This window comes from Lonsdalea iberica, assembly GCF_002111585.1.
GTDB lineage: Bacteria > Pseudomonadota > Gammaproteobacteria > Enterobacterales > Enterobacteriaceae > Lonsdalea > Lonsdalea iberica.
This window is the reverse complement of sequence record NZ_LUTP01000058.1, coordinates 1-16,220: the sequence shown is the minus strand read 5'-3', so window position 1 is coordinate 16,220 and position 16,220 is coordinate 1. Positions and strand designations below refer to the sequence as shown.

Genomic DNA, 16,220 nt, shown 5'->3' with positions numbered 1-16,220 from the left:
TGGTCACCACCAGCCTGAAACGCGCTGGCATACCGCTGTATCTGGATAAGGAAGGTTCAGGAGAAAACCCCGTGAACCGCGCCATGTGGAACCTGCTGATCTGCATGCCGCTGATCGCGGTACTGGCCTCCTGCTTCGGCTATCTGGCCACATCGCAGGCGCTGCTGGCGCGATTGGAAAAGTCGGTGGCCATCTGGTTCTTCCTGTTGGTGATTTATCACATCATTCGCCGCTGGATGCTGATTCAACGCCGACGCATCGCATTTGACCGAGCTAAGCAGCGCCGGGCCGAAATACTGGCGGTCCGTGCGCGTGGAGAAGAGGAGCCGACGCCACAGAGCCATGAAGCCGGGGGGGAAGTGGTTGAAGAGCCGGTCGTCGATCTGGACGCTATCAGCGCGAAATCCCTACAGCTGGTGCGCTCAGTGCTGACGCTGATTGCGCTGGTATCCGTGCTGGCGCTGTGGTCGGAAATCCACTCGGCATTCTCCTTCCTAGAGAACATCAGCCTGTGGGATGCCACCAGCACGATAAACGGAACGGAGACAGTCCAGCCGATTACGCTGGGCGCCGTGCTGATCGCCATACTGATCTTCTTTATTACGACTCAGTTGATGCGCAACCTGCCCGCGTTATTGGAGCTGGTGTTATTGCAGCACGTCGAGTTGTCTCCCGGTTCCGGCTACGCCATCACCACCGTCAGCAAATATGTGTTGCTGTTGATCGGCGGGATGTTCGGCTTCTCCATGCTCGGCATCGAGTGGTCCAAGTTTCAGTGGCTGGTCGCCGCGCTGGGGGTCGGGCTTGGTTTCGGGTTGCAGGAAATTTTCGCCAACTTTATTTCCGGTCTGATTATCCTGTTTGAGAAACCGATACGGATTGGCGATACGGTGACAATCCGCGATCTGACCGGGAGCATTATGCGCATCAACACCCGCGCCACCACTATCTCGGACTGGGACCGCAAAGAGATCATCGTCCCCAATAAGGCCTTTATCACCGAGCAATTCATTAACTGGTCGCTGTCCGACGCGGTGACGCGCGTTGTGCTGACGATTCCAGCCCCGGCAGACGCCAATACGGAAGAGGTCACAGAGATGCTGCTGGATGCAGTGAAACGCTGCTCGCTGGTGTTGGATAACCCGCCGCCGGAGGTTTTCCTCGTTGATTTACGTCAAGGGATTCAGCTGTTTGAACTGCGTATCTACGCCGCCGAGATGGGGCACCGGATGCCGCTGCGCCATGAAATTCATCAGCTGATTCTGGACGGCTACCGTAAGCACAATCTGGTGATGCCGTTCCCGCCGTTCCAGGTCCAGATGAACTCCGTACAGATCGACGGCCGCAACGCCGGGTCCGCCACGCGCTCGCCGGGCGGTCTCTAATCGTCTGACCGCTGCTGGTGCCCGGCGCTGAACGACGCCCATAAAAAATCCGGTGAGGCGATGCCCACACCGGATTTTTTTGCCCATGCAGCGGGCCGTTCGTCAGGAGCGGTCCACGGTAAAAGCCATTACCTCGTTGATAGACTCGGCTTTCAGCGCCAGCATGATCAGGCGGTCGACGCCAAGCGCGACGCCCGCGCAATCCGGGATACCCGCGGTCAACGCATCCAACAGATTTTCATCGATGGGTTGAACCGGCAGGCCGCGCGCGGCGCGTTTGCGATTATCCTGTTCAAAACGCTGACGCTGCTCGGCGCTGTCGGTCAGCTCGCGGAAGCCGTTCGCCAGTTCAATGCCTTTGAAGTAGACCTCAAATCGCTCTGCGACCCGGTGATCTTCCGTGCTAATTTCAGCCAACGATGCCTGTGTGGCCGGGAAATGGTAGACGAAGGCCGGTTTGTCGCGTCCGATATTAACCTCAACACCCACCGCGAACAGCAGTTGCAGCAGCGTATCGCGATCCTCTTCCTGATGAGCGACATCACCCACGCCCAGCGTCTCAGCGACTTCACGTAGTTGAGCCTTGTCGGCGGAGAGCGGATCGACGTCCAAATGGCGCTGGAAAGCCTGCTGATAGGTGAGCATCTCAGCGCTTTCGCACTCCAGCACCTGTTGCAGCAGATCGTCCACCTCATTCATCAGTCGGTACATATCGTAATGAGGGCGGTACCACTCCAGCATCGTGAATTCAGGATTATGATAACGGCCGGACTCTTCATTACGGAAGCTGCGACCCAATTGATAGATAGGACCGCTGCCCGCCGCCAGCAGGCGTTTCATGTGATATTCCGGGCTGGTCATCAGATAAAGTTTCAGACCGTCTGCCGCGCCGGGCCCTACATATTGGGTATCGAAAGGAACCAGATGAACGTCTGTGACCGTTGCCTGACTCATGGCGGGGGTTTCCACCTCGAGCACGCCGCGATCGGAGAAGAAGCGCCGAATTTCGTTCATGATCTCTGCCCGCTTCAACAGATTGGCAATTGGGGCGCTGGGTTGCCAACTTGCCGTTTCGCTCATGATGGTCTGCTCCAAAGTCAAAGAGGGGGTGAAGTCTACCCGCATCAGTCCGACCAAACAAATCATATCCAGTTGAAGATGTTTCAATCGGCTGTGATGTGTATTTATTAAAGCAATAAAAGTGCTGTTTTTACTTTAATTGCATTTTCGATCACGTTTTACGAACTATTCCTGTCCGCTGGTTAAAAAACAGCAAAATGCTGGATCACATCAAATTTCAGCTACCTTTAAATCGCTATAATCATTTCCACACAAAAAAGAGTGATTTAACGGTTATCTACGGCCGTCAGACTTTTTTCCTGCCCCTCCCAACTCACTAAAAACTGGGCAGAAATTAATCCAATATTCGCTTTACGCATTAATTTCTTATTTTATCTTATTTAACTTATGTAACTGGAGGAATGCAGTGCAGACCTTTAATGCCGACTTGGCCATTATCGGGGCCGGGGGCGCTGGCTTACGCGCAGCAATTGCTGCAGCTGAAGCTAATCCCCAACTGAAGATTGCGCTGATCTCAAAAGTCTACCCAATGCGAAGCCACACCGTGGCCGCAGAAGGAGGATCGGCTGCGGTCACTCAGGATCACGATAGCTTTGACTTCCATTTCCAGGATACTGTCGCCGGCGGCGACTGGCTCTGCGAACAGGACGTCGTCGACCAGTTTGTTCACGAGTGCCCACGTGAAATGATCCAGATGGAACAGTGGGGCTGCCCGTGGAGTCGTAAACCCGATGGTTCGATCAACGTACGCCGTTTTGGCGGTATGAAGATTGAACGAACCTGGTTCGCGGCGGACAAAACCGGTTTTCATATGCTGCACACTTTGTTCCAGACTTCGCTGAAATACCCGCAAATTCAGCGTTTCGACGAACACTTCGTGCTGGATATTCTGGTCGATGAAGGCCACGCCCGCGGCGTCATCGCCATCAACATGATGGAAGGCGAGCTGGTGCAGATCCGCGCCAACGCCGTCATTATGGCGACTGGCGGCGCCGGACGTGTATACCGTTATAACACCAACGGCGGCATCGTCACCGGCGACGGCATGGGCATGGCGTTCCGCCACGGCGTGCCGCTGCGGGATATGGAGTTCGTGCAGTATCACCCAACCGGCCTGCCCGGATCCGGCATCCTGATGACCGAAGGCTGCCGCGGCGAAGGCGGCATCATGGTCAACAAAGACGGCTACCGCTATCTGCAGGATTACGGCATGGGACCAGAAACCCCGCTGGGCGAGCCGAAAAACAAATATATGGAGCTGGGGCCGCGCGATAAGGTATCCCAGGCTTTCTGGCACGAGTGGCGCGCTGGCCGTACCATCTCGACCCCGCTGGGCGACGTGGTCTATCTCGATCTGCGTCACCTGGGCGAGAAGAAGCTGAAAGAGCGCCTGCCGTTCATCTGCGAACTCGCTAAAGCCTACGTCGGCGTCGATCCCGTCAAAGAACCTATCCCGATTCGCCCTACCGCGCATTACACCATGGGCGGCATCGAAACCGATCAGCAATGTGAAACGCGCATCAAAGGCCTGTTTGCCGCCGGTGAATGTTCCTCCGTCGGCCTCCACGGCGCCAACCGTCTGGGCTCCAACTCCCTCGCAGAACTGGTGGTCTTCGGCCGTTTGGCGGGTGAACACGCGGTACGACGCTCTCAGGAAGCAACGCCCGCCAATACCACCGCGCTGGATGCGCAGGCACGCGACGTGGAGAAGAAGCTGCATGACCTGATGAATCAGGAAGGCACGGAAAGCTGGTCGAAAATTCGTGATGAGATGGGAATGACGATGGAAGAAGGCTGCGGTATCTATCGCACCACCGACCTGATGCAAAAAACCGTCGATAAGCTGGCCGAACTGAAAGACCGTTTCAAACGCGTCAAAATTAGCGACCACTCCAGCGTATTTAACACCGACCTGCTCTACACCATCGAACTCGGCCATGGGCTAGATGTGGCGGAATGTATGGCGCACTCCGCGATCAATCGTAAAGAGTCCCGCGGGGCCCACCAGCGTCTTGACGAAGGCTGCACCGAACGCGATGACGTCAATTACCTGAAGCATACGCTGGCGTTCCATAGCCAGGACGGTGCTCCGCGTCTCGAATATAGCGATGTGAAGATCACCAAACTGCCGCCAGCGAAACGTGTTTACGGCGGTGAAGCCGATGCTCAGGAGAAAAGTAAGAAGGAGCAAGCGAATGGCTGAGATGCAAACCCTTAAAATGGAAGTCATGCGCTACAACCCCGAGCAGGATAGTGCGCCGCACTTCGAAACCTATGAAGTGCCGTACAACAAGCAGACCTCCTTGCTAGATGCGCTGGGTTATATCAAAGACAACCTGGCGCCGGATCTGTCTTACCGCTGGTCTTGTCGTATGGCGATCTGCGGCTCCTGCGGCATGATGGTCAACAACGTGCCGAAACTGGCCTGTAAGATCTTCCTGCGCGACTATACCAACGGCCTAAAGGTGGAAGCGCTTGGTAATTTCCCCATTGAGCGCGATTTGGTGGTGGATATGACTCACTTCATTGAGAGTCTGGAAGCCATCAAGCCGTATATTCTCGGCAATGACCGCAAACCGGAAGACGGCGCCAACAAACAGACGCCGGCGCAGATGGCGAAATACCATCAGTTCTCCGGCTGCATCAACTGCGGGTTATGCTACGCCGCCTGCCCTCAGTTTGGTCTGAACCCAGAGTTCATCGGCCCCGCCGCCATTACGCTGGCGCACCGCTACAATCTGGACAACCGCGATCACGGTAAGAAAGCACGTATGCCGCAGTTGAACAGCGATAACGGCGTATGGTCCTGTACTTTTGTCGGTTACTGCTCCGAGGTGTGTCCGAAGCACGTCGATCCCGCCGCTGCCATCCAGCAAGGCAAGGTCGAAAGCGCCAAAGACTTCATGATCGCTATGCTGAAACCACAATAAGAGAGGGAGGCAAACAATGACAACCAAACGTAAAGCGTATGTCCGTGGCATGACGCCGACCTGGTGGCAGAAGCTGGGATATTACCGCTTCTATATGCTGCGCGAAGGAACCGCGGTTCCGGCAGTGTGGTTCAGTATCGTGCTGCTGTACGGCGTTTTCGCACTGAAACACGGCGTAGAAGGCTGGGCGGACTTCGTCAGCTTCCTACAAAACCCCGTGGTGCTGTTCATCAACATCATCGCGCTGCTGGCGGCGGCTCTCCAGACCAAAACCTGGTTCGATCTGGCGCCAAAAGCCACCATTATCGTGATCAAAGATGAAAAGATGGGGCCGGAGCCGATCGTTAAAGCGCTGTGGATAGTGACTGTGGTAGTCACGCTGGCGATACTGGCTATCGTCTTGCTGTACTGATCAGGAGAAATAACGTGATTAATCAAACGCCAAAACGTTCCGATGAACCGCCTTTCTGGGGGCTGTTCGGCGCCGGTGGCATGTGGAGCGCCATTTTCGGGCCGGTCATCGTCCTGCTGGTCGGTATTCTGCTGCCAATGGGGCTGTTCCCGGACGCGCTATCCTACGACCGCATTGCGGCATTTAGCCATAGCCTCATTGGCCGGGTGTTCCTGCTGCTGATGATCGTGCTACCGCTCTGGTGCGGCTTGCACCGTATCCATCACGCTATGCACGACCTCAAAATTCACGTACCAGCTGGGAAATGGGTCTTTTACGGACTTGCCGCCATTCTCACGGTGGTCACTGTTATCGGGCTCGTCACGCTCTAAAACACCGTACCTAAAGCCACGGCCTGCCTATGCAGGCCGTTTTTCATTGCCAGTCCGCCAAACGCTTCCTACCCTTAACGTCATCACCCTCAAACCATGGTTTATCCATGGAGGACAAAAACCGATGAAAAGATGGAAAACGCTGGTGGCGGCAATCACCTCCTTGCTCTCCTCCGCCTGCAGCACAACGCCGCCGGAGAACGTCGATGTCGTAAAAAACTTCGATATTCACCGCTATCTCGGCACCTGGTACGAAATTGCCCGTCTCGACCACCGCTTCGAACGCGGGTTGGATCGCGTAACGGCGACGTATCACCCGCGTGAGGACGGCGGAATTGCCGTGACTAATCGCGGCTTTAATTCGCAGCAGCAGCGTTGGAAAGAGAGTACGGGGAAAGGATATTTGACGGGCGACCCTGGGACGGCATCGCTGAAGGTCTCTTTTTTCGGGCCATTTTACGGTAGCTATAATGTGATAGCGCTGGATAAGGCCTATCGCTACGCCATGATTTGCGGGCCTAACCGCAACTACCTGTGGATCTTATCCCGCACGCCCACGCTGGACGACGCGGTGAAACAAGAGCTGCTGACGACCGCCAGACGCTATGGTTTTGACACGGAACAACTTATTTGGGTTAATCAATCAGATGAGGATGTTGCGGGGGCGAAGCATTGACGGGACTCAGGACGAACGCCCTGCGGTATGAATCATACCGCTGCAGGAAAGCAGCGGTATGATGCGGAGAGATTATTTTACACGGGACACATATTCGCCGGAGCGAGTATCAACTTTAATCACTTCGCCAATCTGGACGAACAGCGGAACTTTGACCACGGCGCCCGTCGTCAGCGTCGCTGGTTTACCGCCGGTACCCGCCGTATCGCCTTTCAGGCCCGGATCGGTATCGGTGATTTCCAGCTCAACAAAGTTCGGCGGAGTAACGGCGATCGGAGCGCCATCCCATAAGGTCAGTACGCACTCTGCCTGTTCAACTAGCCATTTGGCGTTGTCGCCCACCGCTTTTGCATCGGCGGCCAGCTGTTCAAACGTTTCATTGTTCATGAAGTGCCAGAACTCGCCGTCGTTATACAGGTAAGTCAGGTTCATATCCATGACGTCTGCCGCTTCAACGGAATCACCGGATTTGAAGGTTTTTTCCAGCACTTTGCCGGAAATCAACTTACGGATTCTTACACGGTTAAACGCCTGGCCTTTGCCCGGCTTAACAAATTCATTTTCAACGATCGCACACGGCTCACCGTCCTGCATGATTTTAAGACCGGAACGGAATTCATTGGTACTATAAGACGCCATGTTGGTCCTCTTATTACTGGTAACTTAGCCAAAAAATGGCACACATTATAACCCGAAATACGCTGTCTGGAGAAGATTGGTTACAGCAGCTCGCCGACGTTATTACCGATCCGGACGAATTACTCCAATTTCTCGCACTTAAAGAGCACCCTCAGCTGACAAAAGGCCGTGAGGCGCGCAAACTTTTCCCCTTGCGCGTACCCCGCGCATTCGCCGCGCGGATGCAGCCGGGCAATCCTCTCGATCCGCTGCTGTTGCAGGTGATCACCGCGCCGCAGGAATTTATCGAGACGCCTGGATTCAGCCGCGATCCGCTGGAAGAGCAGGACAGCGTCGTTCCCGGCCTGCTGCACAAATACCGTAACCGTGCGCTGCTGCTGGTTAAAGGCGGCTGCGCCGTTAACTGTCGCTACTGCTTCCGTCGCCACTTCCCTTACCAGGATAATCAGGGTAATAAATCTAACTGGCGGCAGGCAATGGACTACATCCGCCAGCACCCTGAACTGGATGAGATCATTTTTTCCGGCGGCGATCCTCTGATGGCGAAAGATCATGAACTAGACTGGCTGATCGCCGAATTGGAAAGCATTCCCCATCTTCAGCGTCTGCGCATCCATAGCCGACTGCCGGTGGTGATCCCCGCCCGGATCACAGACGCGCTATGCCAACGCTTCCAGCAATCCAGACTGCGTGTCGTGCTCGTTACGCATATTAATCACGCGAATGAAATCAACACTGACGTAGCACAAAGTATGGCGAGATTACGCTTCGCGGGGGTAACGCTGCTGAATCAGAGCGTCATGCTACGCGGTGTAAACGATAATGCGGCGACGCTCGCTACGCTCAGCAACGCGCTGTTTGACGCGGGGATTTTACCTTATTACCTGCATGTCCTGGATAAAGTGCAGGGAGCTGCGCATTTTCTGGTACCGGATGATGAGGCGAGAGACATCGTCAAATCGCTGATGACGCTGGTGTCAGGTTATTTGGTGCCCCGCTTGGCGCGGGAGATCGGCGGAGAAGCCAGCAAGACGCCGCTGGACCTTGGCATGCGGCAAAGTCAGGACGACATCGTCGGGTAAAACAAGGGCCAACGAAACGATCGTCGGCCCTTTACCTTACATCGTGGTCGTTAGCGACACTTATACACATCACCCTGCATCTTGCTATCTAACGGAGCAAAGCTAGACAGGAAAGTCTCACTCGGCGACGTCGCACCGAAAATAACATTCCCTCCCATCTCTGCGGCCTGGTTACGTAGGTCGTTAGCCGCGCCCCGCATCGAACTGCCTTCATCGCCGGTTCCCGACAACCAGTTGGATTGAGTGCCGGTCACAACGCCGAGCCGCTGACATTCCGCGCCTGGTTTGCTATCCGTAAAACGCACGGCCTGCCCTGCGGGGCTAAGCGAATGGGTCGAGCTACATCCAGCCGCCAGCAAAACGCCGGCTGCCGCCATAAGAATACGAATCCGCATGTTCCCTCCGAGATGATAAAAATCGCGGTCTGACGATTATTGTTTCGCTAGCAGGTACCACGATGTCACGATAACGGGCATATCGGCTTACTTTCCCACACTCTGGGTGAGCCAGAAAGACTGCCCCCCGCCTATCGTCGCTTTCTGCTCGCACGGCCAAAGCTGCGGGCCGCGCGAGCAGCATGGCTCACGTCCGGCTAATTATGCCTGACGCCATTTTTTGAAGTTATTGATCAGGCCGTTGGTGGAGCTATCGTGACTGCTTACCGCAGAATCATCCAGCAGTTCCGGCAGGATGCGGTTGGCCAACTGTTTACCCAATTCAACGCCCCACTGATCGAACGTGAAGATATTCAGGATCGCGCCTTGCGTAAAGATCTTGTGTTCGTACAGCGCAATCAGCGCGCCCAGGCTATACGGCGTAATTTCACGCAGCAGGATGGAGTTGGTCGGGCGATTGCCTTCAAATACTTTAAACGGTGCGACGTGTTCCACGTCCTGCGGCTTTTTACCGGCGGCGGCGAACTCTGCGTCAACCGTATCGCGCGATTTCCCGAAGGCCAGCGCTTCCGTTTGCGCGAAGAAGTTGGACAGCAGTTTGCTGTGATGGTCGCTCAGCGGGTTGTGACTAACGGCAGGCGCGATGAAATCACAAGGAACCAGCTTGGTTCCCTGATGAATCAGCTGATAAAACGCGTGCTGGCCGTTGGTGCCGGGTTCGCCCCAGATGATCGGACCCGTCTGGTACTCGACCGGCGTGCCGTTGCGATCAACGTACTTGCCGTTAGACTCCATGTTGCCCTGCTGGAAGTAGGCGGCAAAACGGTGCATATACTGGTCGTACGGCAGAATCGCTTCGGTTTCCGCACCGAAGAAATTGTTGTACCAAATCCCGATCAGCGCCAGCAACACCGGCAAGTTCTGCTCGACAGGCGTGGACGCGAAATGCTTGTCCATCGCGTGAGCGCCGCTCAACAGCTGTTCGAAGTTGTCGTAGCCGATGGACAGTACGATAGACATACCGATTGCGGACCACAGAGAGTAACGACCGCCAACCCAGTCCCAAAATTCGAACATGTTATCGGTATCAATCCCGAACTCACCCACGGCCTTCCCGTTGGTGGATAGCGCGGCAAAGTGCTTAGCGACAAATTTTTCGTCACCCGCTGCTTTCAGGAACCAGTCACGCGCGCTGTGGGCGTTGGTCATCGTTTCCTGAGTGGTAAACGTTTTAGACGCGACGAGGAACAGGGTGGTTTCCGGGTTTAGCGTTTTCAGCGTTTCAGCAATATGCGTGCCGTCAACGTTGGAGACGAAGTGCATGTTGAGGTGATTTTTGTAAGGCTTGAGCGCTTCCGTCACCATGAACGGGCCCAGGTCAGAACCGCCGATGCCGATGTTCACCACATCGGTAATGGTTTTACCTGTATACCCTTTCCAGTCGCCGCCGATAACGCGTTCGCTGAATTGCTTCATTTTCTGCAGGACGGCATTCACTTCCGGCATCACATCTTTGCCGTCGACCACAATCGGGGTATTGCTGCGGTTACGCAAGGCAACATGCAGGACAGCACGGTCTTCAGTCCGGTTAATCTTTTCACCGGAGAACATGGACGAAATTGCGCCAGCCAAATCAGTCTCGCGCGCCAGTGCCTGCAATTTTTCCAGCGTCTCATCCGTGATACGGTTTTTTGAGTAGTCCACCAGCATCAGGTCGTCAAAGGTCGCGGAAAACCGCTTGAAGCGGGCATCATCCTGGGCAAACAGATCGCTGATTTGAACGTCCTTCATCACGGCAAAATGCTGCTGCAGAGCTTGCCAGGCGGCCGTCTGCGTTGGATTGATATTTTTCATAACGGTACTCTTTGTCTAAGAATGAATGGTCAGTAATCAAGGGATTGTATCCCTTAACGCCCCGCTTGAGATCCCTTTTCTTGCGAAATGCCCGGCAGGGAACCCGGCGAGTCATTGACAGCCGCCGCGTAACCCGTTATTTGTAATGGCCTACTTACGAGCCCGTTTGGTTCGCAAGCCAGAAGAGGTGCGTCGCCCAGGTAAGGTGTCGGAGGAGCCGTTTTCCGAAGAAGATACCCGAGGGGGAGCGTCGCCGAGGTGAGATCAACGCCGGCATTGATTTCATCGACCACAGGGGCTGAATCCCCTGGGTTGTCACCGGCTCATCCTGCACGGCAGGATGTTCAGCAAGGTGGAGCGCTTCTGGGTGTATCGTAGCTTTTTCCTACGTCTGCTCCCTGCTTATCGCTCTTCCCTTGTGCACAGGCTTAACGATGGACGGCTCCACACCTTAGCGATGCCGTCTCCTGACACGAGGTTTCATAAATGTCTGCTCAACAACAAAACGCGTTGATTATCGCCAAATTCGGCGGCACCAGCGTCGCCAATTTCGACGCGATGAACCATAGCGCCGACGTGGTGCTTTCCAATCCGCAGGTACGCGTCGTAGTGCTGTCGGCTTCTGCCGGCGTCACCAATCTACTCGTCGCGCTGGCGGAAGGCGTACCGTTAGAAGAACGCGACCTGCACCTGAATAAAATCCGCCAGATCCAATATGCCATCGTCGACCAATTGACTCAGCCGGAAGTCATCCGTGAAGAGATCGACCGGATGCTGGATAACATCGCCCGGCTATCGGAAGCGGCGGCGTTAGCCACTTCTACCGCACTGACCGATGAACTGGTCAGCCACGGCGAACTGATGTCCACGTTGCTGTTCGTCGAGATCCTGCGGGATCGCAGCGTCGAGGCGGAGTGGTTCGACGTACGTAAAATCATGCGAACCAACGACCGCTTTGGCCGCGCCGAACCTGACTGCGAAGCGCTGGGAGCATTGACCCGTGAGCAGCTGTTGCCTCGTATTGACGATAGACTCGTCATTACACAAGGCTTTATTGGCAGCGAGTCCAAAGGGCGTACGACTACATTGGGGCGCGGCGGCAGCGACTATACGGCCGCGCTGCTGGGCGAAGCTCTCAACGTCAGCCGGATTGATATTTGGACGGACGTTCCCGGTATTTACACCACCGACCCACGCGTGGTGCCCTCAGCCAAACGCATCGATCAAATTACGTTTGAGGAAGCCGCGGAAATGGCGACCTTCGGCGCCAAGGTGCTGCATCCCGCCACGCTGTTACCGGCCGTACGCAGTGATATCCCGGTCTTCGTTGGTTCCAGCAAGGATCCCGCGGCAGGGGGAACGCTGGTCTGCAACAAAACGGAGCATCCCCCACTGTTTCGCGCACTCGCCCTGCGTCGCAAGCAAACCCTGCTGACGCTGCACAGCCTGAACATGCTGCATGCACGGGGCTTTTTGGCGGAAGTATTCAGCATTTTGGCGCGTCATAATATTTCCGTCGACTTGATTACCACGTCCGAAGTGAACGTAGCGCTTACGCTCGATACGACAGGGTCGACGTCTACCGGCGACGGCTTGCTATCCAGCGCGATGCTGACGGAGCTGTCTTCGCTGTGTCGCGTTGAAGTGGAAGAGAACATGTCGCTGGTCGCCCTGATCGGCAATAAACTGTCTCAGGCTTGCGGTGTGGGTAAAGAGGTATTCGGCGTACTGGAACCCTTCAATATTCGTCTGATCTGTTATGGCGCCAGTAGCCACAATCTGTGTTTCCTGGTGCCGTCCAGCGCAGCCGAACAGGTCGTTCAAACGCTGCACCACAATCTGTTCGAATAACACTGTCCTCTCTCCTGATGGCCGGCCGCTTAATACCGGCCATCGTCTATTTCCTTCCATTGCCGTTTCGTCAATGAAGGCTCTAAAATAAATACTTTAAAAACTCCTTACGTCAATAAGACGCATATTTTTACTTTTCCAGTAATTCATTAGCGTTATTCTTAGTTCACTCCCTAACCGATATTAGGGCGACACACGCGCAATATCTTCAGACCTTTGTAAGGAAAACGGATGAAGACCAAAACGTCTTATGGCCTGAATTGGCTCCCCTTAGTAGTCATTGTCATTATTGCAACTTTCTTCTGGCAACTTACTCCGCCCACCGGCCTGAATCCCGCAGCCTGGCATTCTGCCGTGATTTTCGTCGCAACCATTGTCTGTATCGTGGCAAACGTATTGCCGATCGGGGCTATCGGTATCATCAGCATCACGCTGTTTGCCTTGACCTATGCGGCGGGCGACAAAACGCCTAGCGCCTCCATCCAGACGGCGCTGAGCGATCTCAACAGTTCGTTGATTTGGCTGATCGTCGTTGCTTTCATGATTGCCAGAGGATTCATCAAAACCGGTCTGGGGCGGCGTATTGCACTCCAGATGATCCGTCTTCTTGGCAAACGCACATTGGGCCTGGCTTACGGGCTGGCTTTCGCCGATCTGGTTCTGTCCCCGGCGATGCCGAGCAACACGGCCCGTTGCGGCGGCGTTATCTATCCTATTGCGGACTCACTGGCGCGCAGCTTCGACTCCAAACCGGATGACGCTTCTCGTAGTAAAATCGGTACGTTCCTGGTCACCTGTATCGGTAACGTCAACGACATCACCGCAGCGATGTTTATGACGGCTTACACTGGAAACCTGTTAGCGATAAAACTGGCGGCCAACGCTGGCGTCACGATCACGTGGGGCAGTTGGTTTGTTGCAGCGGTGGTTCCATGCCTGATCTCCCTGCTGATTATTCCACTGTGCGTATACTGGCTGGTGAAACCTGAAATTCGTCATACGCCTGACGCGCCTAAACTCGCCGTAGCCGAACTGAAAAAGATGGGTAACATGGGCCGCGGGGAGTGGCTGATGGCTGCCACCGTGCTGATACTGTTGGTACTGTGGATTTTCGGCGACAAACTGGGCGTTGACGCAACAACCGCCTCCTTCGTCGGTCTTTCTTTCTTACTGCTGACCGGCGTTTTAAGTTGGGATGATATTAAAAGCGAGAAAGGCGCTTGGGATACATTGATCTGGTTCGCGGCGCTATTAATGATGGCGAACCAGCTCAAGAATCTGGGCTTCACAACCTGGTTTGGCGATCTCATCGGTAACAGTATTGGCCATATGATGCAAGGAACCAGCTGGGTATTGGTGCTGCTGCTACTCAATGCCGCCTACTTCTATACTCATTACTTCTTCGCCAGCGGAAATGCACAAATTGCCGCCCTTTATGCTGTATTCCTGGGCGTAGGGATTAACCTCAATATTCCTGCGGTACCGATGGCATTGATGCTGGCGTTTACCAGCAGCCTGTACTGTTCTCTCACCCAATATACGCATGCCCGTGGTCCTATCTTGTTCGGCGCCGGCTATGTGCCTACCGGTGTCTGGTGGCGAACAGGGTTCATTATCAGTCTAATCAACCAGGCCATTTTCATGTCTGCCGGCTTGTTATGGTGGAAGGTGATAGGACTGTATTAATGACGAACAACGTTTGATTCCGATGGGGGCCTCGCGCCCCCTTTTTTATTGCAGAACACCTTGTATTGACCTTATTGCTCCCCGAAAAACTCAAAATCTTTTTAAGCAAGACTTAGCAACTCATCATAAGTCCAAAACCGTTTTATCCAGCGGCTCTACAGTAGAGCGCCCCCTTTCTCCGGTTAAACCCACAGGCATAAGGCCGTGTCACTCTTATTCATTGAAACCAGCCAAGCGTAATATTTATGCGAGCTGGCAAACTTCACGTGCAACACGTTGAGGAATAAATACTGCGATAAAACATGATAAAAACTAGGGGGATAACGTGAGGAAAATAATCAGAGATAAAGGCACCCGCCGGTGCCTGAATAAAGAATATCAATCCAACGTAGGGTTCATACTACGCAAATCGAACGGCGTGATCTGATAGACGTAATAGTTCAGCCAGTTTGAAAACAAGAGATGCCCGTGACTGCGCCAGCTTGCTTTAGGCGCTTTTTCGGGGTTGTTATCCGGGAAGTAGTTCACAGGGACAACCGTGTCTAACCCTGCTTCAATATCGCGGAAATATTCACTCCCCAGCGTCAGCGCATCATATTCTGGATGACCAGTCACGAACGCCAGACGCTTATCTTTGCTCGCAAACAGATAAGCGCCCACTTCGTCTGAACCCGCCAGAATATCGAGGTCGGTGTGTTCGCGTATGACCTCAATGGGAAAATCTGCATACCGTGAGTGAGGTGCCAGGAACGTTTCATCGAAACCGCGCGTCATCAGCGCGTGCGGCTGAAAGGTATGGTGCTCATAAACACCGGACAGCTTCACATCACGCGTCAGTTTGGGAATGCCATAAAGGACGTTCAATGCGGCCTGCACGGCCCAGCACACAAATAGTGTTGAAGTCACATGCTCCTTAGCCCAACTGATAACCTGTGAAATTTGCGGCCAATAAACCACGTCACAAAAGTCGACCAATCCCAATGGGGCTCCAGTCACAATCAGACCATCAAAGTTTTCATCTTTGATATCCTCGAAATTACAGTAGAAGTTGTTGAGATGCTCAGTCGGCGTGTTTTTGGACTCACGACTATCAATTCGTAACAGTTGAATATCGATCTGCAAGGGAGAATTCGATAACAACCGCAGAAACTGGTTTTCAGTCTCGATTTTTTTCGGCATCAGGTTAAGTACCAATACCTTAAGCGGACGAATTTCCTGCGTTTTCGCACGAGACGACGTCATCACAAACACGTTTTCTTTGCGCAAAAAGTTCACTGCGGGCAATTCATCGGGGACTCGGATTGGCATAACCTGATAACCTCACTGCATACGTTTATACGTTTAGACTTCCAGATAGCCGAAGATAGCCATTTTTCAAGTTGATGTCGATAGTGAACAAGTGCAGTTGAAAATCTTTCATTCAAAAACAGCATGAACTTATGCTTTTTACGAATAAGTAGGTGCCTATCACGCCATTATGCAGCTAATGTAGCGAGCTGAAACACGGTTCAGAACAAAACCAAGAGCTAAAATCCTGTTAAAAATCTACGATGTAGAGGCTGTTATCTCGCTAGGGAAAGTTAGAGTGTCACTGATATTTTGCTATAGGTTATCAAGTAGCTTCAGCCACATTGTCTTGTAGGGGCACGTATTGGGGTCGCGGGACATGCCAGCTCAGGGGGGGGGGCGACGGGCGTTTTGGTTAGGTTGCTCAGGATGAGTAAAGGAAGCAGCTCCAGGGGAACAAGCCGTTGAACAGGGAGGGTTCATCATGGCAGGCATTTTAAGCAGCTAGGGCCGTGACCGATAACCGACTCATGGCCCTCAATCCAGTCCCGGCAGGCGGGAGTGTGACTATT

The 16,220-nt window shown here is 54.0% G+C and carries 14 protein-coding genes and 1 riboswitch; of the genes, 9 read left to right on the top strand and 5 right to left on the bottom strand.

Going from position 1 to position 16,220, the window contains the following annotated elements; all coding sequences use genetic code 11:
• On the top strand, positions 1-1,385 hold a 1,385-nt coding region (mscM, locus tag AU511_RS15350; RefSeq protein ID WP_094110205.1), incomplete at its 5' end, for a miniconductance mechanosensitive channel MscM.
• A gap of 102 nt (positions 1,386-1,487) precedes the next feature.
• Here mscM and epmA read toward each other — a convergent pair.
• The gene (epmA, locus tag AU511_RS15345; protein WP_094101667.1) at positions 1,488-2,465 is read right to left on the bottom strand and encodes an elongation factor P--(R)-beta-lysine ligase; all 978 of its coding nucleotides are present in this window, start codon (positions 2,463-2,465) and stop codon (positions 1,488-1,490) included.
• A 406-nt stretch (positions 2,466-2,871) separates the two neighbouring features.
• On the opposite strand from epmA, the gene frdA reads away from it, so the two are divergent.
• The 5 genes from frdA to blc all read left to right on the top strand — a co-directional run bounded on the left by frdA (position 2,872) and on the right by blc (position 6,854).
• Positions 2,872-4,668, top strand: coding sequence for a fumarate reductase (quinol) flavoprotein subunit (frdA, locus tag AU511_RS15340; protein ID WP_094101657.1), 1,797 nt, complete (start codon positions 2,872-2,874; stop codon positions 4,666-4,668).
• Positions 4,661-5,395 (top strand): succinate dehydrogenase/fumarate reductase iron-sulfur subunit, encoded by a 735-nt coding sequence (locus AU511_RS15335; RefSeq protein ID WP_094101658.1) that lies wholly within the window; start codon positions 4,661-4,663, stop codon positions 5,393-5,395. Before frdA ends, AU511_RS15335 begins: the two co-directional genes overlap by 8 nt.
• Positions 5,396-5,411: 16 nt before the next feature.
• Complete coding sequence (gene frdC, locus AU511_RS15330; protein ID WP_094110204.1) at positions 5,412-5,807, top strand: fumarate reductase subunit FrdC; 396 nt, start codon at positions 5,412-5,414, stop codon at positions 5,805-5,807.
• Between the two features lie 14 nt (positions 5,808-5,821).
• Positions 5,822-6,178 (top strand): fumarate reductase subunit FrdD, encoded by a 357-nt coding sequence (gene frdD, locus AU511_RS15325; protein WP_026744321.1) that lies wholly within the window; start codon positions 5,822-5,824, stop codon positions 6,176-6,178.
• 124 nt (positions 6,179-6,302) lie between these two features.
• A complete protein-coding gene (blc, locus tag AU511_RS15320; RefSeq protein WP_094101660.1) occupies positions 6,303-6,854 on the top strand; it encodes an outer membrane lipoprotein Blc in 552 nt (183 codons plus the stop codon).
• Positions 6,855-6,926: 72 nt separating this feature from the next.
• Here the strand turns inward: blc and efp are convergent, their stop codons facing one another.
• On the bottom strand, positions 6,927-7,493 hold the full coding sequence (efp, locus tag AU511_RS15315; protein ID WP_074729401.1) for an elongation factor P: 567 nt from the start codon (positions 7,491-7,493) through the stop codon (positions 6,927-6,929).
• A gap of 35 nt (positions 7,494-7,528) precedes the next feature.
• Here efp and epmB point away from each other — a divergent pair, with 35 nt between their 5' ends.
• Entirely contained in the window at positions 7,529-8,575 is a 1,047-nt protein-coding gene (gene epmB, locus AU511_RS15310) for an EF-P beta-lysylation protein EpmB (RefSeq protein WP_094110203.1), read from the top strand.
• 50 nt (positions 8,576-8,625) lie between these two features.
• Here the strand turns inward: epmB and AU511_RS15305 are convergent, their stop codons facing one another.
• Both AU511_RS15305 and pgi read right to left on the bottom strand, forming a co-directional pair.
• Positions 8,626-8,970 (bottom strand): DUF4156 domain-containing protein, encoded by a 345-nt coding sequence (locus AU511_RS15305; RefSeq protein ID WP_094110202.1) that lies wholly within the window; start codon positions 8,968-8,970, stop codon positions 8,626-8,628.
• 201 nt (positions 8,971-9,171) lie between these two features.
• Complete coding sequence (pgi, locus tag AU511_RS15300) at positions 9,172-10,824, bottom strand: glucose-6-phosphate isomerase (RefSeq protein ID WP_094101663.1); 1,653 nt, start codon at positions 10,822-10,824, stop codon at positions 9,172-9,174.
• A gap of 174 nt (positions 10,825-10,998) precedes the next feature.
• Positions 10,999-11,195, top strand: a riboswitch (Lysine riboswitch).
• Between the two features lie 115 nt (positions 11,196-11,310).
• Here pgi and lysC point away from each other — a divergent pair.
• Entirely contained in the window at positions 11,311-12,675 is a 1,365-nt protein-coding gene (gene lysC, locus AU511_RS15295; RefSeq protein ID WP_094101664.1) for a lysine-sensitive aspartokinase 3, read from the top strand.
• Between the two features lie 231 nt (positions 12,676-12,906).
• Complete coding sequence (locus AU511_RS15290; RefSeq protein ID WP_094101665.1) at positions 12,907-14,361, top strand: DASS family sodium-coupled anion symporter; 1,455 nt, start codon at positions 12,907-12,909, stop codon at positions 14,359-14,361.
• A gap of 378 nt (positions 14,362-14,739) precedes the next feature.
• Here AU511_RS15290 and metA read toward each other — a convergent pair whose 3' ends face one another.
• Positions 14,740-15,669, bottom strand: a complete 930-nt coding sequence (gene metA / locus AU511_RS15285; RefSeq protein WP_094101666.1) for a homoserine O-acetyltransferase MetA — start codon at positions 15,667-15,669, stop codon at positions 14,740-14,742.
• Between the last annotated feature and the right edge of the window lie 551 nt (positions 15,670-16,220).